General features: G+C 50.5%; 20 protein-coding genes. 12 read left to right on the top strand and 8 right to left on the bottom strand.

All coding sequences use genetic code 11. The annotated features are described in order from the left end of the window. Positions 1-3: 3 nt before the first annotated feature. Complete coding sequence (locus J7619_RS19280) at positions 4-369, bottom strand: BlaI/MecI/CopY family transcriptional regulator (RefSeq protein WP_291202201.1); 366 nt, start codon at positions 367-369, stop codon at positions 4-6. A gap of 101 nt (positions 370-470) precedes the next feature. On the opposite strand from J7619_RS19280, the gene J7619_RS19275 reads away from it, so the two are divergent. The 4 genes from J7619_RS19275 to J7619_RS19260 all read left to right on the top strand — a co-directional run bounded on the left by J7619_RS19275 (position 471) and on the right by J7619_RS19260 (position 3,082). Next, on the top strand, positions 471-692 hold the full coding sequence (locus tag J7619_RS19275; RefSeq protein ID WP_291202197.1) for a DUF2080 family transposase-associated protein: 222 nt from the start codon (positions 471-473) through the stop codon (positions 690-692). Further along, positions 679-1,089, top strand: a complete 411-nt coding sequence (locus J7619_RS19270; protein WP_291203055.1) for a PIN domain-containing protein — start codon at positions 679-681, stop codon at positions 1,087-1,089. Before J7619_RS19275 ends, J7619_RS19270 begins: the two co-directional genes overlap by 14 nt. A gap of 108 nt (positions 1,090-1,197) precedes the next feature. Then, the gene (locus J7619_RS19265; protein ID WP_291202194.1) at positions 1,198-2,064 is read left to right on the top strand and encodes an oxidoreductase; all 867 of its coding nucleotides are present in this window, start codon (positions 1,198-1,200) and stop codon (positions 2,062-2,064) included. Positions 2,065-2,140: 76 nt separating this feature from the next. Beyond that, the gene (locus J7619_RS19260) at positions 2,141-3,082 is read left to right on the top strand and encodes an AraC family transcriptional regulator (protein WP_291202191.1); all 942 of its coding nucleotides are present in this window, start codon (positions 2,141-2,143) and stop codon (positions 3,080-3,082) included. A 57-nt stretch (positions 3,083-3,139) separates the two neighbouring features. Here J7619_RS19260 and J7619_RS19255 read toward each other — a convergent pair whose 3' ends face one another. Together J7619_RS19255 and J7619_RS19250 are read right to left on the bottom strand one after the other, a co-directional pair. Next, entirely contained in the window at positions 3,140-4,147 is a 1,008-nt protein-coding gene (locus J7619_RS19255; protein WP_291202188.1) for a sugar phosphate isomerase/epimerase, read from the bottom strand. Positions 4,148-4,174: 27 nt separating this feature from the next. Beyond that, a complete protein-coding gene (locus J7619_RS19250) occupies positions 4,175-5,299 on the bottom strand; it encodes a redoxin domain-containing protein (protein ID WP_291202185.1) in 1,125 nt (374 codons plus the stop codon). Positions 5,300-5,614: 315 nt separating this feature from the next. Between J7619_RS19250 and J7619_RS19245 the strand changes: the two genes are divergently transcribed. From J7619_RS19245 to J7619_RS19220, 6 genes are all read left to right on the top strand, one after another. Beyond that, positions 5,615-6,199 (top strand): YdeI family protein, encoded by a 585-nt coding sequence (locus tag J7619_RS19245; protein ID WP_291202182.1) that lies wholly within the window; start codon positions 5,615-5,617, stop codon positions 6,197-6,199. A 39-nt stretch (positions 6,200-6,238) separates the two neighbouring features. Further along, entirely contained in the window at positions 6,239-6,778 is a 540-nt protein-coding gene (locus J7619_RS19240) for a GNAT family N-acetyltransferase (RefSeq protein WP_291202179.1), read from the top strand. Positions 6,779-6,877: 99 nt separating this feature from the next. Then, positions 6,878-7,114, top strand: a complete 237-nt coding sequence (locus tag J7619_RS19235; RefSeq protein WP_291202174.1) for a hypothetical protein — start codon at positions 6,878-6,880, stop codon at positions 7,112-7,114. A gap of 27 nt (positions 7,115-7,141) precedes the next feature. Continuing rightward, a complete protein-coding gene (locus J7619_RS19230) occupies positions 7,142-7,717 on the top strand; it encodes a Panacea domain-containing protein (RefSeq protein WP_291202171.1) in 576 nt (191 codons plus the stop codon). Between the two features lie 573 nt (positions 7,718-8,290). After that, positions 8,291-8,554 carry a type II toxin-antitoxin system HicA family toxin gene (locus J7619_RS19225; protein WP_291202168.1) on the top strand — a complete coding sequence of 88 codons (264 nt, stop codon included), beginning with the start codon at positions 8,291-8,293 and terminating at the stop codon, positions 8,552-8,554. Continuing rightward, positions 8,532-8,915 (top strand): type II toxin-antitoxin system HicB family antitoxin, encoded by a 384-nt coding sequence (locus J7619_RS19220; protein WP_291202165.1) that lies wholly within the window; start codon positions 8,532-8,534, stop codon positions 8,913-8,915. Before J7619_RS19225 ends, J7619_RS19220 begins: the two co-directional genes overlap by 23 nt. 54 nt (positions 8,916-8,969) lie before the next feature. Here J7619_RS19220 and J7619_RS19215 read toward each other — a convergent pair whose 3' ends face one another. Continuing rightward, on the bottom strand, positions 8,970-12,827 hold the full coding sequence (locus J7619_RS19215; RefSeq protein ID WP_291202161.1) for a PVC-type heme-binding CxxCH protein: 3,858 nt from the start codon (positions 12,825-12,827) through the stop codon (positions 8,970-8,972). Between the two features lie 180 nt (positions 12,828-13,007). Between J7619_RS19215 and J7619_RS19210 the strand changes: the two genes are divergently transcribed. Beyond that, a complete protein-coding gene (locus tag J7619_RS19210; RefSeq protein WP_291202159.1) occupies positions 13,008-13,895 on the top strand; it encodes a hypothetical protein in 888 nt (295 codons plus the stop codon). Positions 13,896-14,048: 153 nt separating this feature from the next. On the opposite strand, the gene J7619_RS19205 is transcribed toward J7619_RS19210, so the two are convergent. The 4 genes from J7619_RS19205 to J7619_RS19190 all read right to left on the bottom strand — a co-directional run bounded on the left by J7619_RS19205 (position 14,049) and on the right by J7619_RS19190 (position 17,678). Beyond that, complete coding sequence (locus tag J7619_RS19205; RefSeq protein ID WP_291202156.1) at positions 14,049-14,957, bottom strand: bestrophin family protein; 909 nt, start codon at positions 14,955-14,957, stop codon at positions 14,049-14,051. A 51-nt stretch (positions 14,958-15,008) separates the two neighbouring features. Continuing rightward, positions 15,009-15,461, bottom strand: coding sequence for a hypothetical protein (locus J7619_RS19200; RefSeq protein ID WP_291202153.1), 453 nt, complete (start codon positions 15,459-15,461; stop codon positions 15,009-15,011). A gap of 152 nt (positions 15,462-15,613) precedes the next feature. Continuing rightward, on the bottom strand, positions 15,614-16,975 hold the full coding sequence (locus J7619_RS19195; RefSeq protein ID WP_291202150.1) for a HAMP domain-containing sensor histidine kinase: 1,362 nt from the start codon (positions 16,973-16,975) through the stop codon (positions 15,614-15,616). Next, entirely contained in the window at positions 16,959-17,678 is a 720-nt protein-coding gene (locus J7619_RS19190) for a response regulator transcription factor (protein WP_409012749.1), read from the bottom strand. The genes J7619_RS19195 and J7619_RS19190 overlap by 17 nt, the downstream gene beginning before the upstream one ends. Before the next feature lie 141 nt (positions 17,679-17,819). Here J7619_RS19190 and J7619_RS19185 point away from each other — a divergent pair, with 141 nt between their 5' ends. After that, positions 17,820-21,506 carry a BamA/TamA family outer membrane protein gene (locus J7619_RS19185; protein ID WP_291202147.1) on the top strand — a complete coding sequence of 1,229 codons (3,687 nt, stop codon included), beginning with the start codon at positions 17,820-17,822 and terminating at the stop codon, positions 21,504-21,506. Positions 21,507-21,540 lie beyond the last annotated feature (34 nt).

The following is a 21,540-nucleotide window of genomic DNA, read 5'->3' as shown; positions in this document are numbered from 1 at the left end:
TAATTACTGATCCAGTTTTTTCAGGAAATCCTTGATCTCGCTGAGTTCCTCGGCAGAGGTGTTCTTGTTACCAAAAAGCTGCATGACCAGACTCGAAGCCGACCCCCTGTACATGGAATCCACGAAGCGCTCCAACAGAGCCGACTTGGTTTTGTCCTCCGGCTCCGCAGGACTGTAAATATGCTTCATACTGCTCTCGTCACGGATCACAATGCCCTTCTCGGCCATGATCTGCATCAGCTTTAAAGTGGAGGAATATTGCACGGCCCGTTTCTCTTCATTGAGCTTGTCGTTCACAAACCGCACCGTGGATGGTCCGTATTCCCAAAGTACCTGCAATATTTCCAGTTCTGATTTTGTAGGTTCCATTGTTTCATTTTTCATTCAACCTCTCAAAGGTAGGAAAAATTTCGTACGAAAAAATTTTTAGTAGAAAATTTCTAGATTTGTTTAAACAAAATCACACTATCATGTTCACGAAAAGCATCACTCCAAAGACCACTTCGGTCACGATCGAACTTCCAGCCGATTATGTTGGGAAGAATGTAAAACTTACTGCGGTGATTGAAAGAAGAGAAAAACCTCGCAAAGCTGCGTCTTTAGAAGAAATTCACGATAGATACTCAAAGTTTCCTCGGATCGATATGTCAAAATTTAAATTTGATCGGGACGAAGCTAATGACTTTGACTAATGCATTTCTGGACTCAAACATTATCCTTTATCTTCTTGATACACACACAGAAAAAAGCGTAACAGCGGAAAAGCTGATTCGCCAACAACCTCATATCAACGCACAAGTGTTGGTTGAGGTAGGCAATGTCTGCAATAAGAAGCACAAATGGACGAAACATGAAGTCTGCGACTTTTGGTACGACCTGATGTCGGATTGTCATGTATCATGCATTTCCGAACATACACTGGTGGAAGCTATCTATCTTACCGAAAGGTACGATTTCCAGCTTTTCGACGCCATCATAGTTTCCGGAGCCCTGGAAGCTGGATGCTCTATTCTCTACTCGGAAGACATGCAGCACCAACTCGTTGTGGAAGATCGCCTGACAATCATCAACCCATTTTTGAGTTGTTGATTTCAAATTCTTTGAAATTCATAATTACCCCTTTGCAACTGCAAAGCGCGCCCCGGAGCCGTTCTGTCATATTTGTATCATCAATCACGAACAAAAATGACAAGCAAAATGAAGACTCCTAAAACATGGTTCATCACAGGCGCTTCCAGAGGTTTTGGCCTGGAAATTACAAAGGCAGTACTCGCAAGCGGCGACCAGGTGGTGGCTACCGTAAGAAGCAAAGCGGATGAACTAGCCGCACAATTTGATCACAATCCGGATTTGTTGGTGGTAACGCTGGACGTTACCCGTGAAGATCAAGCCAAGGAAGCGGCCCGGGCAGCCATCGAACGTTTTGGAAAAATAGATATTCTTCTTAACAATGCAGGTTACGGGTTGCTCAGCGCGGTGGAGGAAGCAACGGCACAGGAAGTACGGAATAACTACGAAGCGAATGTGTTCGGTACGCTGAACGTGACCCGGGCCGTGTTACCTTTCATGCGCGAGCGACACGCGGGCCACGTGATCAACATTTCCTCCGTCGGCGGGCTGAGTGGTTACATCGGCTGGGGCATTTACGGCTCGACCAAATTCGCTATCGAAGGCATTACGGAAGCGATGGCCATGGAACTGGCACCGTTAGGCATCCACGCGACGGTGGTGGCACCCGGCTTCTTCCGCACCGAATTCCTTGATCATTCGTCCCTCAGCCGCACTTCCAACATCATCGAAGATTATGACAGTACTGTTGGGGCAATGCGGACATTCGCTACGGAAGCAAACAAGAAACAGCCTGGCGACCCGAAAAAACTCGCTCAGGCGCTTATCCGGTTAGGCAATGCCGAACATCCACCCGTTCATTTGCCATTGGGCAACGACACACTCGAACGCTTCCGCGCTAAAACAGCTGCATTCGAGAAGGAAATTGAGGAATGGTACGACGTCATCACCGGAACGGACCACGACGATGTGGCAGCACAGAAAGAACTCGTTTAGCCAGTATCCGCGTTATGGGAATGCTTTGCAGCTGCAAGGCATTTCTTTATTCCTGAACTGTCATTCTCAGAAACCCATGCCTGATAAAACCCTGGATGCGAAAACCATCGATCTTCTCCGCGAACTGCCCGAGCTCATCCCGGTCATGCGCGACAGTTTTGAGGAATGGACGATCCGGACTTTCAACCGCGAGCAGCACGAATGCCGTAACTATCTCTCCCCCAATCGGCGGGATTTTTACAAAATACTGCTGGTAACAGGAGGTGCGGGCATTTTCACCATGGGCCTCCATACCTATTACATCGATGAGCCCACCATCCTGTTTATCCACCCCAACGACATTATATCCTGGAAAAACCTGTCGGCGGAGCGCGAAGACGATCTGTCGGCAGGGTATTACAGTCTTTTCAAAAAATCATTTATCCAAAATCACCCCCAACTGAAAGCGACGATCGACAAATTCGGGTTGTTTACGGAGAAAGATAAAAGTGTCATCCGCCTCGCAGGCGCGGATGTACCGGTGCTCACACGCTTCTTCGCACGCATGCAGGAAGAGGAACTGCTGGGCGATGCCTTTAACCAGGAAGCGATGGAAGCTTATTTACAGCTACTAATGGTCGAGAGCGCGCGAATCGCCCATTTTCCCAAACCCGACAATGTATCCGAAGACTATGGGCATATTCACCGGTTTTTTGATCTCCTGGAAAAGGAAACGGCGCATATCAATATCGAAACACCCATCCGGATCAGAACAGCCAAAGAGTTTGCGGAAAGCCTGAACATTCATCCCAACCACCTGAATGCCCTTTTGAAAAGACATACAGGCCAGAATGTAAGCACGCACATTCGCAACCGGCTGCTGGAAGAGACAAAAGTATTGTTGATACAGACCAACTGGGCCTTGCAAGACATCGGTTATAGCGTCGGTTTTGCGGAGCAGCCCAATTTCAACCTGTTTTTCAAAAAGAATACCGGACTAACGCCGGCCGAGTTTCGCCGCAGCTACCGTAACGCCTGAAAATAAACGGGTCGTGAAGCAAATTTCCACGACCCGTTTCATCATATCAGTATTGGCTTATGCGCCCAATGCCTTCCGCGCGAATTCGACACATTTAGCCGTTTCTTTCAACGCATCCGAGCCCGCCGGAATCTCATATTCCAGCTCGATCGTCGCGGGAAACTTGTATTTTTTCGCGCGCATCATTTCGAGCACGGCTACAATCGGGGTGTCGCCCTGGCCCCACACTACGTTAGCCCCGCCATGTTCCTTGTTTTTACGGTCCTTTACGTGCATGCTCACAATATGATCGTGTTTCGCTTCGAGCAATGGGAACGGGTCGAAGCCGGCAGCTACGTAATGCCCCATATCAAAGTTCATCGCGTTGTATTTCGACTGGCCCAACGCGGTATCCCACCAGGTTGGTGTCTGCTGCGTGTGACCGTGGTAACCGCAATAAACTTTATTTTTGGCCGCAATGTCGCCGAGACGTTTGGTCTGGGCAGGATCGTTAGGCAACTCTACGTTAGCCTGGTTAGCGCCGAGCGCCTTGGCCGCACGAAAAGCGTAATCCACTTCCGCATCCGTATTCTTTTCGCCTAATGCATTGGGTTTGAAACCATAAATGCTCACCCCCGCATTGTTGTACATTTTGCGCAATTGTACAAATTTGTCCATGGATACCTTCGCGCGCCATTCAGCCAGTTTTGCGGTATACTCTTTCTGAACCGCTTTTTGCTCCTCGGTCATTTCGGGCCGTTTGCCATCCGGACCGGGGGCAAGATTCGGGCGCGGCGGCGCTTCGGGTGCGCCTGCGAACGATTCGCCAGTGGGTCCCATCAGCTCGATAGCACTAATATTGGTCTCAATGCAGTATTTCAAAATATCCTCAGCGCTGCCGGGAAGGCTCCGCCACGAATACGTAATGGCCCCTACTTGCACGCCGTTGAACAGTGAGTTGGGTTTGCCGAGTTTTTTAATGTAAGCCGGTGCACCGAAAATAGGTGTGCGCGCCATCACGAAACCCGCCGCCGCCAGGGCCGAGGTGCCCAGAAAACGGCGTCTTGAAATGTCCAGGTCTTCCATAAAGTCAGATTGTTGTTTGAATATGGTTTAGTAGTACCGTCCGACATACTTGTTCTCCACGATCAGCTTCTTCATTTTCGCGGGGTCGATCGGCCCTTGCTGCGAATAGACGATCTTGCCGCCTGGTTCTACAAGTATGGTATACGGTAAAGCGCCCTGCCATTTCGAATCTACCGCTTCAATCAGCTTGTATTTGTCTTCGATATTGAAAATGTAGTTTTTGTTGGAAGCAAACTTGCCTTGCAGGAATTTCAGCGCCTTGTCTTTTTTATCGGGGTTATCCGCGCTGATCGAGATGAATTCAAAGTCGCGGCGGCGGTACATGTGGTGCATGACCATAAAATCAGGGAACTCCGTCACACACGGTCCGCACCAGGTCGCCCACACGTTAATCAGGCGCAGCTTGTCGGATTTATTCTGAATTAACTCTTTCAAACCGGCTTCGTCGATCGTTTCCAGCGCCACGGGCTCTTTCGCCCAGGCGGTTTGTTCCTTCTTCACATTGTCCTCTTTCGACGCCCATTTCATCGAACAGCCGAATGTCTTGGTAGCAGGTACCGGCACCGGTTTCCCCGCCAGTAATGCTTCAATGGCATTCCGGGCATCGAGGTTTTTGGGGGTCCCTGTCGGCTTTTCCACATCGTCGATCCGGCCATTGTACTGCAATTTTCTGGCTTTGTCAAAAATGAAAATATGGGGTGTGGCTACGGGACCGTATGCCAGGGCTATCTTCTGGTCGTCACCGTCGTAGAGATAGGGGAAATTATAGGCCATATCCTTCGCCCTGATCTTCATTTCATCGTAGGTGTCGCTCATATCGGTATAACCAAGTTCATCGAGCAAGATCGCTTTCGGATCATTGGAAGATATTGCCACCACCGCGACTTTTTTGGCTTTGTAATCGGCGGTTAGTTTCTTGATACGCTCCTCATACGCCTGGGCGGTGGGGCAATGGTTGCAAGTGAAAACGATCGCTAAAATATCGGCATTTGCAAAACTCTTCAGAGAATACCGCTTGCCATCCACGCCGAGCAAATTAAAGTCGGGTGCCTGGGCGCCTATTTTCAGTGTTTCCGGCTGCTCGGCGGCAAATGCCCCCACTGCATTGAGACACAATACAATAGCAAAAATCAGTTTCTGAAACGCGCGCATAGTTCTGGTTTTTGGTTGAGTTATGAATTTAAACCAAAAGCGGGCGCGTTACAATAAAATACTGGTTTTGTACTATTGAAATTCAGCTCATTAAAAAGAGAGGATGGTGGAATTAGAATTGGAAAGGTAACGAAGGGAAGAATCCGCATCGGAATTGGGAGACCCCGCTGGGGTCGTGTAGCGTGTCTTCCCTTCCTCCATCCTCCCTTTCGCCCTTTTATCGTTCTCACCAAATATCTAGAAACCTGCTGACATAGGGCTGTCATGGTTCGGGTTTAATTTGCCAGCATCAATCACAAAATGAACAGCATTCGAATGGAAACCAAGAACGGAATCGAGGCCATTCCGGCGCCGGGTAATAAGGAATGGCGCTACTGGCTGGCGAAAAATGGTGAAAAGAAAGATGCCGTTTGCCTGATCACCTACCACAAATACAGCTCCACGCCCAGCATCGGCTACAAGGAATCGATCGAGCATGCATTGTGCTACGGCTGGATTGATAGCAAGGCCATAAAGCGCGACGAAGAGAGCTTTTATCTCACATTTACGAAACGTAACCCGAAAAGTAAATGGAGTATCGTAAATAAAGAACGGGCGGCGCGGATGATCGAAGCGGGGCTCATGCGTGCCGAAGGGCAGAAGATGATTGATCTCGCGAAGGAAACTGGTGCCTGGGACGCGCTGGAAAGCGCAGGCAACGCGGTAATTCCGGAGGATTTGCAAATGGCGTTTGACCGCAATCCAACGGCATTTGAAAATTTCGAAAAATTTGCGCCCTCATCCAAAAGGCTGATCCTGGAATGGATTTTGAATGCGAAAAGACCAGAAACGCGCGGAAAACGTGTTGCACAGTCGGTGGAAATGGCCTCACGCGACGAACGCGCCAATCACCCACGCTGAACGCACGCGACGCACGTATTGCCTGCACACATAGCGTTTATGAAAAAGTCTGAATACCAATTCAAGCCTGTTGACCACAAAACCTGGCCCGATCTCGAAAAACTTTTCGAGGACAGAGGCGGTCCTAGCTACTGCTGGTGCATGGCCTGGCGCGAAATCGAAACCGATAAGCGCAACGACAATAGGGCCAAAAAGAACGCATTGAAAAGCCAGGTAGACCACAAAATCCCCATTGGCCTCGTCGGTTACCACGACGGCGAACCCGTGGCCTGGTGCTCCGTAGGCCCGCGCGAGAGTTTTCGCGACCTTGGCGGCGACAACGACCTCGAAAACGTATGGTCGATCACCTGCTTTTTCATCCACAAAGGCCACCGCAAGCAACGCCTCACCGAACAGATGGTCACCGAAGCCATCCGTTATGCCAAAAAACAGGGCGCAAAGCACGTCGAAGCCTACCCCGTCGACCCCGATTCGCCGAGCTACCGCTTCATGGGTTTCAAGCCCTTATTCGAAAAAATGGGCTTTGATTACCGTCACAAAGCCGGCTCGCGGCGCAACGTGATGGTATCGGATCTTTGAAATTGCGCTCTCTCGGAAACTTTTCTGCCGACTGTTACCTTTGAAAACGGGGACGCACGCATTCCCATTTATAATTTGAATCAGTAAACTGCCACCAAAATGTCCGCCCCGCAACTGACCGGCCTCCAAAAGCGCGCTTCGAAATACATTAACAAGGCAATTTCCTACCAGATACGGCCTGGGGAGGTTGTTGAGGGGTATTTCTCCGGCTTCGACCCGAATTCCATCGACCGCGCCGTGATCCAGCTCTCGAATGCCGCAGATAAGACTACGCTGCCGTTGATGACGGTTTTGAATTATTTTGAGGGGGTTGAGGATGAGGAAATGGATTTGTGATTTGGGGATTACGGATTTTCTTACCGTTTGAAAATCGGATTTGGTGGGCGCTGTTTTCCTTCCCCTACCATCTCGGCTTCCCGAAGCCGTCGACCGGCTTGCCGACTACTTCATCGCATTTTCCAATGCAACCGGCAGTCTGATCACCCTTATGAAGCTCCAAAGCTGGTTTTCTATACGCAAGCCTGGCATATTGCGGTTTTCGACAAACCTATTTTCGAAGAAGATTTTCAGGCTTGGATTCACGGGCCTGTGTTGCCCTCCCTTTACGAGCGATACAAGTCATTTCAGTGGAGGCCTATCCAGCGGAACGATCTCGACGAAGTTTCGCTGCAAGCATTGCAAGGATCTTTTTCTTCAAGCATTCAGGAGATTCTGATCGACGTGATCAGCGAATATTTTCACAAAGACGCATTCGCGCTGGAACAAAGTACGTATGCCGAGGTTCCCTGGCAAATCGCCAAAGGAAAGCTCGCCGCCGACGAAGCGTGTACGAATGTGATTGAGAAGACAACTATACACGACTATTATTCCCTATTTGTGAAATCGGATGGCCAAGAATTTCAATCCTCCCAAGGTCGGCAAACACACCAAGCACATTAACGCGCCTGAAACAAGAGAATGTATTCACAACGATCTCGTCAAATTCTCATTCAAATGCCTGGCTGTCGAACATAACGTCTTCAACTTTCAGAACAAAGAAGCCGCCTACTTTACCAGCCTCATTCATCGATTAAAACACATTTGTTGCATGAAATGCAGCGAGTTGAAATACCCGACGGTGAAAGCGTTACGGAATCATTTCATTCAATGGGAGGATACTTCGCAGAAATGCTTTGGGTTACCTGATGAGGAACAGCTGGTAGAACAGCCTTTTCAATTCAGTATATCAGCGAACGAGCATGGCCGAGTGATTGGGTCACATCAAGCAGAGTTCGAATCAGACGATTCAATCTACCTCGCCTACGGCCGGGAATGCAAAATTTTCGCAAAGTCGTTGCTGGTTAGGCCTTTACTCCGTTTCTCTATTCTCTCTCTTTCTTTGTCATAGCCGCCACGCCCCCAATGCGAGTGCACAGCTCCCGAGGCATTCCTGCATTAAATTCCTGAGAAAATTTGGAATATCTAGCAGAAGATATATATTTGTAACTAATTTTCAGTTACACACTATACAGTATGAGTCAAATCGAAAAGTTGCTTGCTCGATTCCAGAGCAAGCCGCATAATCTCCTCTGGAAAGAATTGATACTAATCCTCAGATTCTATGGTTATGAGGAACTTCCGCCGGGAAAAACAGGTGGTTCCAGAGTAAAATTTGCAGATAGTCAAAGGCGAATTATCTCACTACACAAACCTCATCCTGCTCCTATTGTCAAATCATATGTGATTGAACAGATCATCACAACTCTAAAAGAAAATGGAAAAATCAAGAATGGTTAACTCGCTATCCTACAACGGATTCACCGCCAATATTCATTATAGTCCTGCGGATGAAGTATTTTTCGGGAAATTGATCGGCGTCAATGATCTTGTAACTTTCGAAGGGACGTCGGTTGAAGAACTCAAACAAGGCATGAAGGAAGCCGTTGATGATTACATCGAAACTTGCAAAGCATTGGGTAAGTCACCCGAAAAATCCTACAAAGGTATTTTTAACGTGCGAGTTTCATCTGATCTGCATAAGAAGATTGCCTTACTCGCTTCACAATATGACGTCACCTTAAATGATTTTGTTAAATCCGTATTACAATATGCAACGGCGCATCAGGACCTGGGGGACGAAGTTTTTGGGCTTCGATAAGCCTGAACCTTCAAATAGACGGCGCGAAGCCGGAGCTTCGCGCCATTGTTTTGTTTATTTTCCTCCGCTACTTTTCGTTAACGGTACCTGCGTAGTTGTCCTCAAATACGCAATCAGCTCCGTAACTTCCTTCTCGGAAAGATTATCCAGCAGCCCGGTCGGCATCATCGACGACGGGGTCACTTCCCGCGTTTGAATATCCGATTTGTTGATGGCAACCGCATCTTGTCCCACAATACGTAATGTCAGTTGCCGATCGGTTTCCTTCGCAACGTTACCTACATACGTGCGCCCGTCGCGGGTGGTGATCACGACCATTTTGTAGTCGTCCTGGATTTCGCCGCTGGGGTCGAGGATGTTGCCGAGCAGGTAATCAAGATTGGCTCGGTTGGAGCCGGTGAGCTCGGGGCCGATGATGCCGCCTTCGCCGTACAATTTGTGGCAAGGCGCGCAGGTACGCTGAAATACAAGACGCCCCTGGGTTTTGCTGGCGTCGGCTACGGCCTTGTCGGTGAGCAGGGTGCGGTATTTTTTGTAGGCCTTTTCGTCAAATGCAACGTGGTCGATCGGCCCCCAAACCTCCACAAAACCGCTACCGACGACGCGGCGAAGCTGGCGGGCTACGTAGGTCGGGACGTCCTTTTTGGGGACGGTGTTTTTTGAAATGGCTTGCGTAAGCAGCCAGCCCGATTTTGGTCGGGAAGCGAGGGTCTGAACAGCTTCCGATTTTTCCTGCGCATTGAATTTCGGGTAAGCATCGAGAAGTTGCTTGGCCAGCGGCTCGCTGTCGTAAAAGGCCACGGCGCGAATAGCATCAAGGCGTAATGCATTGTCATTCAGCAATGCGGGGAGTTCTGCTACGAGTTCCGGGCGCTGGCGGGCGGCAAGGGATTGCAAGGCCTTTTTGCGTTCCGCCAATGCTGCGGATTTGTTTTTCAATGTCGCCAATGCAGTTTTGGCCGATTCAGTATCGCCGAAATGCCGACCGAGGTCAGCGGCCAATAGGGCAGTAGGCTTGTCGGCTTGTTTGAGTTTGGTGTAAACGGCGTTCCAGTTTTCGGGTGTTTTGATATCCGTCCTGCCTTCCAACCCGTCGCGCATGCCGGTGAGAATATCAACGCGATTCGCAGCAGATTTTCCAAGTGTAGCAACCAATGTATTGACCTGATCCGCATCAACAAGTCGGCGTGCAATGAACTGGGTTACCATCGGAATTTTACTTCCCGCGGCCAGTTCCAACGCTTTCGAAGCGTTATCCTTTACCAGTGGTTCGAGGCCAAACCAGATCATTTTAGGTAAATTATGGTCTTGTGCGTCCTCTGCATGCGCGAGGAGGCCTTTGCCAATGTCCCATTTTGCATTGATGTCCACGCGTTGCAGCGCCGACGCCAGGTACAAACGCACGACCGGCGACGGGTCATTCGACGCCATTTGCACAAACTGATTTGTTACCTCGCCCGCGGGTTGTCCATCCTCACACAAAAACTGGATCGCCCACGCGCGTACGTGCGCGTCCGCGTCGGTCAAAGCCTTCGCCAACGCCGCTTTATCCAAATTATCAGTCACTTTCAATGCCCACATGGCGCGGAGGCGGTTGTCGGCATTGTCTTTGGATTGGTATAACGCATTGAGTTTTTCAACCGCCGCTGCCGAAATCTTACCGGTTGCCGCACGTCCTTGAAGGATTACCCGCGCCCGGCGGGCGTGCCACTCGCTTTTGCTGGTCTGCAATGCAGCCAGTTCAACATCCGAAAGTTTATTCAAATCATCATAACGGCCTTTCCAGTTTTCGGCAAGGGAATTTTTAGGCATAACCCTGAAAATCCGGCCGGTTTCCGAATTGAGCACATCGGAGCCGCAAATGTCGGCGTCGTGCCAGTCGAGAATGTACATACCTCCCTCCGGCCCTATTTCCATACTGAAACCTACCCACTGGGCATTGTTCGCCATCAGGAAATCATCGCTGTGCTTGCCCGAAAAGCCCGAGCCCTTCGGTACCAGCTGGTCGGAAAGAATACCGTGCTCGTGAACGTTGGCCATGAATATCTTCCCGCGCTCCGAAGCAGGGAATGCGTCCGAAAGGTAAATGCGTGCACCGCCATGCGCCGATCTGTGACTGTGGTCGGCGATGGTTTTGATATCATTGTAAACATATGGGTTGAAATGCTGCCCGCCTTGCCGGTGGTAAATGCCGCCCGGCACCACGTGCCACAGGTGGGGAATCACACAAGCCGTGATAAACAGCTGCCCTTTTGCGTCATAATCAATACCCCAGGGATTACTGAAACCGTGGGCCACGACTTCGAATTTTCGCTTCGTTGGATGGTAACGCCAAACACCACCGTTGATATCGACGCCGTCTTCCACCTCGACATTTTCAGGAAATGCGTCGTTATGCTTGTAAAGCTTACCTTTTCCAACCGGCTTACCTACTTTGGAAGGCGTTGCAAAGCCCTGCAAGCCATAAAGCCAGCCATCGGGCCCCCAATGAAAGCTGTTGAGTGTTTCGTGGCGGTCACGGATCCCCCAGCCGGTCAGTCTGACTTCGATATCGTCGACATCTGCCTTATCGTCGCCGTTTTTATCCGGTACAAACAGCAGGTTAGGCGGTGCGCCCACGAACACGCCGCCAAACCCCACGGCCAATGCAGCCGGGAATGCAATGCCCTCCATAAATATCTTTTTGCTATCGGCCACACCGTCATGATCAGTGTCTTCGAGGATCAGAATGCGGCTGCTGCCATTATTGGAAAACCCTTTCCCGCGCGACTCGTAGTCTTTGTTCTCAGCGATCCACATCCGGCCCCGGTCGTCCCAGCAGAATGCCATCGGCTGGGTCATCATCGGTTCGGAAGCGAACGCATTGACCTGGTAGCCATCCTTGACCGTCATCGCGGCCACTGCTTTCTGTGCGCTCAGGAACTTGGCTTCCCTACCCTCTTTTTGAGCCAATGCCCAGAGCGCGGTCGTGTTATACTGACCGGTGTTACCGATGAATTCGCCAAATGTTTTGTTCATCTCAACGTCCTTGAAATCACCCGTGTAAACTACCAGCTCATGCTTGATAATTTCGGTTTCACCCTTTTTGATATACCAATCGCCCTTGCGTGCACGCGCAGGTCCCGCGCCCAGCTGGCCGTCTACCCGCCAGGTTTGCGGGTAGCCTTTATTGGACGGATGATCCAGAATAGCAATGTGCGCAAGGTCGTGTCGGCCTTCCACCTGCATACCAATGTCCACCCACATCGCGGCCTGGCCTTCGGCTTTTTCGTTCTTCTGGCGGGCAGCATTCACCACCTCGCCTTTGATCCCTTCTTTCCAGGGCATACGCACAAAAAGACCGCCGTAATCATATTTGCCGATGGTCACGTCGGTTTTTGCCTCCCCGTTCCATTCCAGGTCGAGGAGGTATTTGCCATCTTTCACGCGCATCGACCAGTTTTGTGTCTCGGTCAATACGGCTGTTCCGGTGGAATCGAGCAAGTCGTAGACGGTCTGCCATTTCACCTCCGCACCTTTCGCTTCGATCACGCTGGAAGACACTTTTTTCCAGTAACCGTCACCAGGATGATGGAAATAATCACGGCCGTTCACGCGGGTGTAGCCCCAGTAAATGCCCGTTTGGTGCTTATGATGGCCCGGACTGTATTCGGTGAGGATGCCCTTGCCGTCGGGTGCGACGATCGGGTGCAAATACGGGCGAAAATCGGGTTTTGCATGCTGTGTCAATACCGGCTTGGCCTCGCTTCCCCTGAAAATACTGATGGTTTCGCCTTTGGCATCCTGCACCGCACGCAGCGGCGTATCGGCAGGTCGAGGCGTCCCATATTCGGTTGCGGACCGGTTGAAATCATCTTCAAATCCAAATAATACAAAAGCGAACAGTAGCGGTAGCAACCTGAGCAAGTTCATGAGCAGAAGTCCTGGGTTTAGGATTAAATACGGATGTAGTATGACCATCCCGATATGGAGAGATAAGTAAAAAGTACCCCGGAATTACTCAATATTTCATGTTCCTACTTGTTTACTTCAATTTGATTGAAAGAAAATTCCTAACTTTAGGGTAATACAACCCCCATCAACAGCCGCGCCATGACATCCCTGAAACTCTTCATTCTCTTCATTATGATCACCATGATGCAGCATCACGGGATCATTTACCGAACCGACTCCAAACGCCCTGCACGCCAGCCACGTGAAGTAATGGAGGAACGCATTAAACCCAAACCTGCGAACATGCTAGGTACCTGGCGGATTTCCGGCGCGAGTGTAACCGAGCAGGGAGTCGTTCAACCCGACGGGCAACCGGTGAGGCAATACGAGCCGGGTGACCGACACAATATGCTGATATCGTTCTTCCCCGACAGTACTTTCACAAGGGTAGGCACGGCGGGTGAGTACACCACCGGGAAATGGGATTTTGATACCTCCGCTCACACCATTTTCCTTACCTCGAATCGCAAAACAGAAGAAATAGGCGTATTCTTTTCCTACGCTGGCAATGGGGCACGACTGATTAACTTCGAGTTTTCGCCGAGTGAAAGCGTTTCGCTAATAGAATACGGCCACAAACTGCTGCGCTTCCAGGATGACCCATACTTTGAAAAAAATAACTGGTGGCGCGTCAAACCTGCAAAATCCGAAAGCGAGTCCCAAATCCGCGCCAGATTGCTCAACTATCTGGCCCATACGGCGTCCATCCTCAGCAGCGCTCAGGCAAGGGAGCAGGATTATATTTCCATGGAGTTTTCCCCAGGTATTGTGAAGCTTTACAATGTAGGGGTCGGAGTAGTCAAGAAAGACAAAATCCCGGCGACGTGGCTGGGGTCATTCTACTCGGTCGAGGAAGCGCACAAGGCTTACGATATGTTTGAAGACTACCTCTTTACCGCAAAGCATAAGAAATACCAGAGCGGCAACTGGGTGCGGGATGATCACCACATCCTCGTCGATATCCACAATGGATTGGCCAAAAAATAACAGCGGCGCCCGGGCGCCGCTGGCGCGAAGCTCTTGCTTCGAGCATACGATTTGAAGGCCTCCGGCCGGTCGGTACCGCGTGATGATCATCTTTCGGTATCGACCGGCCGGAGGCCTTCGCATAGTGGGTGCGAAGCGAAGCTTCGCGCCATACTACAAAATATAAAACTTCTCGGGCTGGAATGCCTGCGGCACGTGCTTGTCTCGCATCATTTGTTTCAAATCGCGCTCGATATTCCGCGAGATCGACAGCACAGGTGTGTCGGTCGGCTTGTTCTCGAACGGATCCTGCAAATGGATCGCCATTTTTTCGATCAGGAAGAAACATGCGGTAATCACGACCAACACCGGTACCATCAGGAAGCCAAAAAGCTGAACGAGCCCGAATGGCAATAGCAGGATGAAGAAGTGTAATGCAAGATGAATATAAAGACTGTAAGTCGACGGGAACACGGTATTCTTGATCCGTTCCGACTTACCCATGTGGTCGCACAGGCGCGTGAGCGTCTGGTCCAGTTCTACTTGCTGGTAGGGATTTACCCAGCCTTGTTTCAACGCATTATTCAGGTCACGCGCGTGCAGCTGCACGAGGCCCACATGCTTGTTGTCAAAGTCCTTGAGATATTCCAATTCTTCTTCCGACACAAACTTGCTGATCATCGGCATCGGGTCGTCCCTGCGCAGGCCTTTCCCCAGGGCATAACACCAGGCGATCTGACGCTTGATCATCCGCTTCTTGAAGCCGTCGATCCGGTCCGGGTCCAATGGGTCCTCCATTAATGAAAGGATCTGTCGCGCAAACGTACGCGAGTCGTTCACAATCGCGCCCCACACGATCCTGGCTTCCCACCAGCGGTCATAGGCCTGGTTGGAACGGAATGCAAGCAGCAGCGAAATGATCGTCCCGAGTACACTGTGTACTGTCATCGGGATCGAGATATTGGTAATATGAAAATTCTGGTAAATGACCTCGATCGCAATACCGTAGATCGTCACGAACAGGATTTCATATTTGATTTTACCAAAAATATAGCGGATGGGGATATTCTTTTTGAGAAGCATAATTCACTGATATTTACCTTTTTCACAATCTCATCATCAAGTCAAAATAGCCTACCGGTAGCTGTCGGCCAGCGACGAAGCGCGCACCATGTCGGCATTGATCATCGTGTAGCCTGTCTTTTTCAACACCGGCAAAGCATCCAAACTGCTCCGTGTCAGTTTGGGAATGCCGTATTGCCCGGAATAAGCGATGTAATCGGTTTCGTAGTATTCCAGGAAATTTTTCAGCAGCGCAAGCTTGTTGCCGTAGAAGAAGTCGATCTTGATGCTGGCCAGTTCCGGATAGGTATCTTTGAGCATTCTGCATTCCTGCCAGAACTCCTCCGGAACAAGTTCATATTCTTTTTCGCGGTATGTGGAAAAAAGCAAATCCTGGATGTCGTCGGCCACGTGAAAAAGGTGTGTAAAGACCACGCGCACTTCGTCGCGGATATCTCTCACAATGGCTTCGGCAATCTGAATGCCTTCATTTGTAAAGTCCGTTGGTACCACCACTGTTCTCATATTAATGCCGTCTTTTAAGTTAACAATGCGTTGATAATCAATCAACAATGCAATGTTACGGCGGAGACATTAGCCCTGTTTAAGAGCTGCATTATAATGTAGTGAGAGACTTATTAGAATGAGGTAAGAATATTAAAATGAAATAAGAGCCGTTAAAAATATTTGAAAGGCAGGTATGTGGTGAAGCGCGTCCCTTCTCCTACCCGGCTCTGCACATCGGCCTTCCCCTGGTGCATGCGTATGATATTGTGCGTCAGCGGCAAACCAATCCCGTAACCTTTGTAAGAAGCCGTATTGGAGGCCCTGAAAAACGGAACGAATATCTGCCCTATTTCCCGGTCGGGAATACCAATGCCCTGATCGGTGATCTCAACGATCACATATTTAGAGTCGGCGCTGATCTTGACAGTCACCGGCTTGTTATCGGAATATTTGCAGCTATTGAGCACAATATTGGAAAAGGCGGCTTTCAGCAATGCCAGGTTCCCGTTCACGGTGAGCTTGCATTCGTCGTCGGGCAGGTTATCGAAATCGATCGCTACCTGATTTTCAAGAATAATACGGTCGGCCGCCTCCTTTACGGAAAGGATCAGTTCGTCGATCCGTACCTCCTCCCATTGCTCTTTCTTCCCGTCAAAACCGGTTTGGGCCAGGCTAAGCATGCTGTTAGTCAGGTGTTCCAGCTTCTCGACCTCTTTGTAAATATTCAAAAACGATTCCTTGGCAGCATCAGGCAGACCGGGCATCGACATACCCAGCTCGGCCTCCCCGCTTACGACTGTCAGTGGTGTACGGAACTCGTGCGATGCATTACTGACAAAATTGTTCTGCATTTCAAAAGTCACTTCCAGCCGGTCGAGCATATCGTTGAAAGTTCTTGAAAGTGCTTCCACGTCGTCATCCGTCGGTTCCACTACAAGCCGCTGATGCAGGTTATGGGCGTTAATACCCTTTACATTGCGTATAATGCGACGGATCGGCTTGAAAATCTCATTAGAAAACAGCTTCCCGAAAGTGAACACAAACATCATCGCGATGAAAAAACCGATCACCAACAGATTTTTCAAATTCTTCATTTCCTGCATTCCGTAAGTGTCGAGCGCGGACGACACGACCATGACCTTCCTGTTGTCGCGCGCCACGCGAAGCACTACATAAGAGGTGTCGTGATTGAAAAACCTGGCCGGAATATCGGTCTGTGCCGGTTCGTAGAACGACGACGGTAAGGCGAGCCGCTTTTTGGTCGCCTCGTCGGGTGGATCGGGCAAAATGCGGTGCTTCTCGTAGGGCAAACTACCCAAATGCCGCTCTTTGATATCGTAATAAATAGATGTCAGGGATTTGTTCTCCTGCAAGGCGGCATGCCCCACAATATCCGACCGCACTTCGAGGCGGTGAAAAAAACTCGTAGCAATACTTTCGGAGGCAAAAAAATAGACGAATACGCTCAATGCGACGATGATACCCGCCGACAATGCCGTAAAAATCAGGGCTATCTTACTTTGTATCTTCATAAGACTGACGGACCACATACCCCATCCCGAACACAGTGTGTATCAGTTTGATATCATGGTTTTTATCGATTTTCTTCCGGAGATAATTGATATACACATCCACCACATTTGTCCCCAGATTGAAATTAATATCCCACACATTTTCCAGGATTTCCATTCTGTTCAGCACACGGTTGGTATTCGAAAGGAGGTATTCCAAAAGGCGGAACTCCGTGGCTGTCAGCTCAATCGGTTGCCCTCCGCGTTTAACCGTCTTCGTTACCTTATCGAGCACGAGGTCGCCCAGCGTCAGTATTTTATCGTTTTTCTCTTTTTCCGGCTCCTTACCGCGGCGGATCAGCGAGCGCAGCCGCGCTTCCAGCTCAGCCAGTTTGAAAGGCTTGGTCATATAATCGTCCGCACCAGCATCGAGGCCCGACACAATGTTTTCGGTCGTACCAAGCGCTGTCAGCATCAGGATCGGCGTGGTTACCTGCGCCTGGCGCGCACGGCGGCACACTTCCATACCGTTGATGACCGGAATCATCAGGTCCAGAATAATGACGTCAAACTGATGTTGCAAAGCCATTTGCAGCCCCGATTGCCCGTCCATGGCGATCGTGATTTCGTGGCCATTGGCGGTAAGACTGCGCTGGATCAGGGATATCACGTTAGGCTCATCTTCAATGAGCAACAGCTTCATGGGTAGCTTGGAAAACGGCATTGCAATAGAGGTTTTAAAATGTAAGGTATAAAAAAACCGCAAGGCAATACATTTTTCCAACATTTCCGTTGGACAAGCCATTTCAATCCGTCGCGATTCCTCTTAAATTGTCAAGGTTTTTACACGCAACGTTTCTGTACCTTGACTATACTTCTACCAAGCACCCGTAACGGACTCAAAATCTGCGCGAAATGTCTCGCAGCCTCCGTTCTTCTTATCCTTTTGGCAGCTTGCAATCTGTGCGCCGCCGATTTCAAAGTGATACTCACAGGCAACACGGCCGATTTTGAAAATCCGGGCGCCATTTTCCCCATCATTGAAAATTACCTGGCTACCAAACCGGGGCCGCTGCTCTGGGTACTCAACGGCGACGCCTTTCCCGAGCAAATGACCGTCGAACAGGTCAGCGACTGGAAAAGAAAGGCCAATGCGCTGCTCGACCGCAATCCGGAGCTGCATATGCTTCTCAATCAGGGCGACCTCGAATGGCTCAGCTCCGGTAAAGAGGGCTGGCAGCGGGTAACGGCGCTGGAAAAAGCGCTCGACCGTGAAAAGCACCAGCGTTTTCAGGTGTTTTTGGGCCACGGTTGCCCAGGCCCGTGGACGGTTTCTTTCCCGGCACTGGAAGTGGTCGTGATCAACTCCCAATGGTGGAACCACCCCTACGACAAGCCCAAACCTTCGTCGGACGCCTGCACCATTGCCGACACCGACAACTTTGTAGAAGAGCTGGAAGGTATTCTCGACGAAACAACCGGCAAAAACGTGCTCTTACTCTCCCATTTCCCCATCGAATCGCTGGGAAATTATGGCGGACGATTTTCGGCAGCGTCCTATCTCTCCCCTCCGCTCGTAGGCAGCGCACTGGTCGGTTTCCGGCAAAACATCGGTACTAACCGCGATATTTCGAATACCAACCTTAGCTTATTCCGTTACAAACTGAATGGCGTGTTGCAGGATTATAGCTCCGTGATTCTTGCCTCAGCGCACGAACGCAACCAATCGGTTGTACGGAAGGACAATAATTTCCTGATCAACAGCGGCGGGATCGCCGGTGGCTCGTTCATCGCCCATAGCAGCAAATCCGCATTAACCTCATCATCAGCCGGTTTTATTGAAATAACTTATTCTGCTAATGGCCATGTGGGCTATCAACACTGGCTGGTGAATGCGACCGGGGTTTCGAAAACGGAAACCGGCCAGCTTTTCGCGTCAGCCTGCGAAAGTAGTGCCGACAAAGGCATCGCCAACACGCTCTTCCAGCCCTGTAACCCGGTAATCAAGCCTTCCGATAAAATGGATACGCCGCGCCCCGAACCCGCCACCGTGGCAGCAGGAAGCGAATATGCCAGCAAGCGCTTCAAGGAAAAATGGTTTGGAAAACATTACCGGGATTCGTGGACCGTGCCTGTTAAAGTCCCTTACCTGGACATGGATACGACTTTCGGCGGGCTGGTCATCGCCGGAAAAGGTGGCGGGCGGCAGACAACTTCACTCAAACTCATCGCAGGCAATGGGAAAGAATACGTTTTCCGCTCGGTGGACAAGGACCCTTTTCGCGCGCTCGCATATGAGCTGCGCGGGACCGTCGTTTCGCAGGTACTCAAAGACCAAACCTCCACCCAGCAGCCCTACGGCGCCATGGCGGTAGCGCCGTTGCTCGACAAAATCGGTATTCTGCACGCCAGCCCCGAACTGTTCGTATTACCCAAAGACAACAAATTAGGCGCATTTAAAGAGCAGTTCGGCAACCTTTTCGGCATGCTGGAAGAGCGGCCGACCGATAAAATATCCAAATCGAAAGTATTTGCCGGTGCCAAAGACATTGAAAAAAGCTTCAAACTGTTCAACAAACTCTACCACGATCACGACAACCGGGTCGACAAGGCCGAATTCGCCCGGGCACGTATGTTCGACCTCTGGATCGGTGATTGGAGCAAGCACGAAGACAACTGGAAATGGGCGGGGTACAAAACCGCCGACGGCGAGCTCTACCGCCCTATCCCTCGCGACCGCGACCATGCATTCTCGCGTTGGGACGGCATCATTCCCTGGCTCGCCGACCGCGAATGGGGCATGCCGAACGGCGAAAACTTCGCCGAACGCATTCATGGCCTCCGCAGCCTTATGTGGCAGGCGCGGCACCTCGACCGCTTCGTCGGCAGCGAACTCACCCGGGCGGATTGGATAAAAGCCGCTTCGGAAATCCAGCATACTATTCAGGAACAGGACATCACGGCCGCGGTGCATAACATGCCTTCGGAGATCTATGAAAAAGATGGCCGCGAAATCGAGCGGAAACTGAAAGCGCGCATCGGCGACCTTCCAAAGTACGCAGCCGAATATTACACGCTGCTGGCGAGGGAAGTGGATGTCGTGGGGTCCAACAAGGCTGAATATTTTAAGGTAATACGGGAAAAGAACGGGCAGGTAACAGTCACTGTCCATGACGTTTTCAAACAGAGCCGGCAGGCCGACACCTCGAAAACATACTACCATCGGGTTTTCGATCCTGCCGAAACCCGTGAAATCAGGCTGAATGGGCTGGGCGGCGACGATGTTTTCGATATTCAGGGAAAATCGGAGCGATCGATTCTCGTGCGCATTATTAGCGGTGGCGGCGACGATTTCATTTCCGACCGCTCCGATGTACGCAAAGGAGATAAACAAACCCTTGTTTATGAAAAAGATCCCAACCCACATCACGAACTCGGCAGTGAAGCGCGCGAAGTAAAACCGGTGGACGAGCGCTATTACGAATACGACCGCAATGCATTCAAATACAATACCTATCTGCCGATTGCATTGCTTACTTACAACCCCTTCGTGGGCTTCGCCGTCCATGGAGGAGTTACCTTCACGCGCCAGCGTTTCGGCAAGCCGGATTTCGCCGCAAAGCATTCGCTCAGTGCATCGGTAAGCGTGAAAGGAAATTATGAATTCAGTTACAACAACCAGTTCCGGCAGCTGTTGGGCAAATGGGACGGCATTTCGCAGGTGACTTTGTCACGGCCACTCAACTACAACTTCTTTTTCGGAGTAGGTAATAATACCCCCAAAAACAACGACCTGCCTTCCAACTACTACCGTACACAATACAACTCGTTTGCGGTTTCTGCCGGGTTACTCCGCCAGTTCTGGAAACAGAGCAAAATCGAAGTTACGGGAAGTTACGAGCTTGCCGAGGGCATTCAAAGAAACAACAGCTACCTGGCCGACCGCCCGGATATCTTCGGCGTGGAGCAGTTGCATTTAATCTTCGCAAAAGGTATTCTTAACCTCGACTTCCGCGACCGCGCCGCATTACCCGAACGCGGCTTTCGTGTGCAGCTAACCCAGCAGGCCGGCCACGTCTCGCAATCGCGCAACGGCCTGGCTTCAATCTCGGAACTTGAAATAGAGCAATACCTGTCCAACCGTAGCAAAAACCCGCTCACACTTGGTCTCCGGCTCGGTGGAGGCATCGCGAAAGGTCAGCTGCCATTCTACAAACTTTTCTCGCTCGGCCAGCTCAACGACCTCCGCGGTTTCAAGCGCAATCGTTTCACAGGGGAATCGAAAGGATTTCTCAACACCGAACTGCGCTGGCAGCTCACCGAAACCCGGAATACCTTCGTCCCGCTGAAAATGGGTGTGCGGGCATTTTATGATGTAGGAAGAGTTTGGGCCAAAAATGACCCCGACGGTGCCAATTACTGGCATCAGGGCTATGGCGGCGGGTTTTACGTCACGCCGTTCCGCGAGCAATTTGCATTCAATATCAGTGCGGGAACTTCCAAAGAGGAGTCGTTGCTGCTCATGATCTCTATCGGAAGCTTTTTTAGGTAAAACAGGGCGAAGCTCCGGCTTCGCCCCCACTATT

This window comes from Dyadobacter sp., assembly GCF_017744695.1.
Taxonomy (GTDB): Bacteria; Bacteroidota; Bacteroidia; order Cytophagales; family Spirosomataceae; genus Dyadobacter.
The sequence above is the reverse complement of the archived record's forward strand: the minus strand, read 5'-3'. Positions and strand labels throughout refer to the sequence as shown.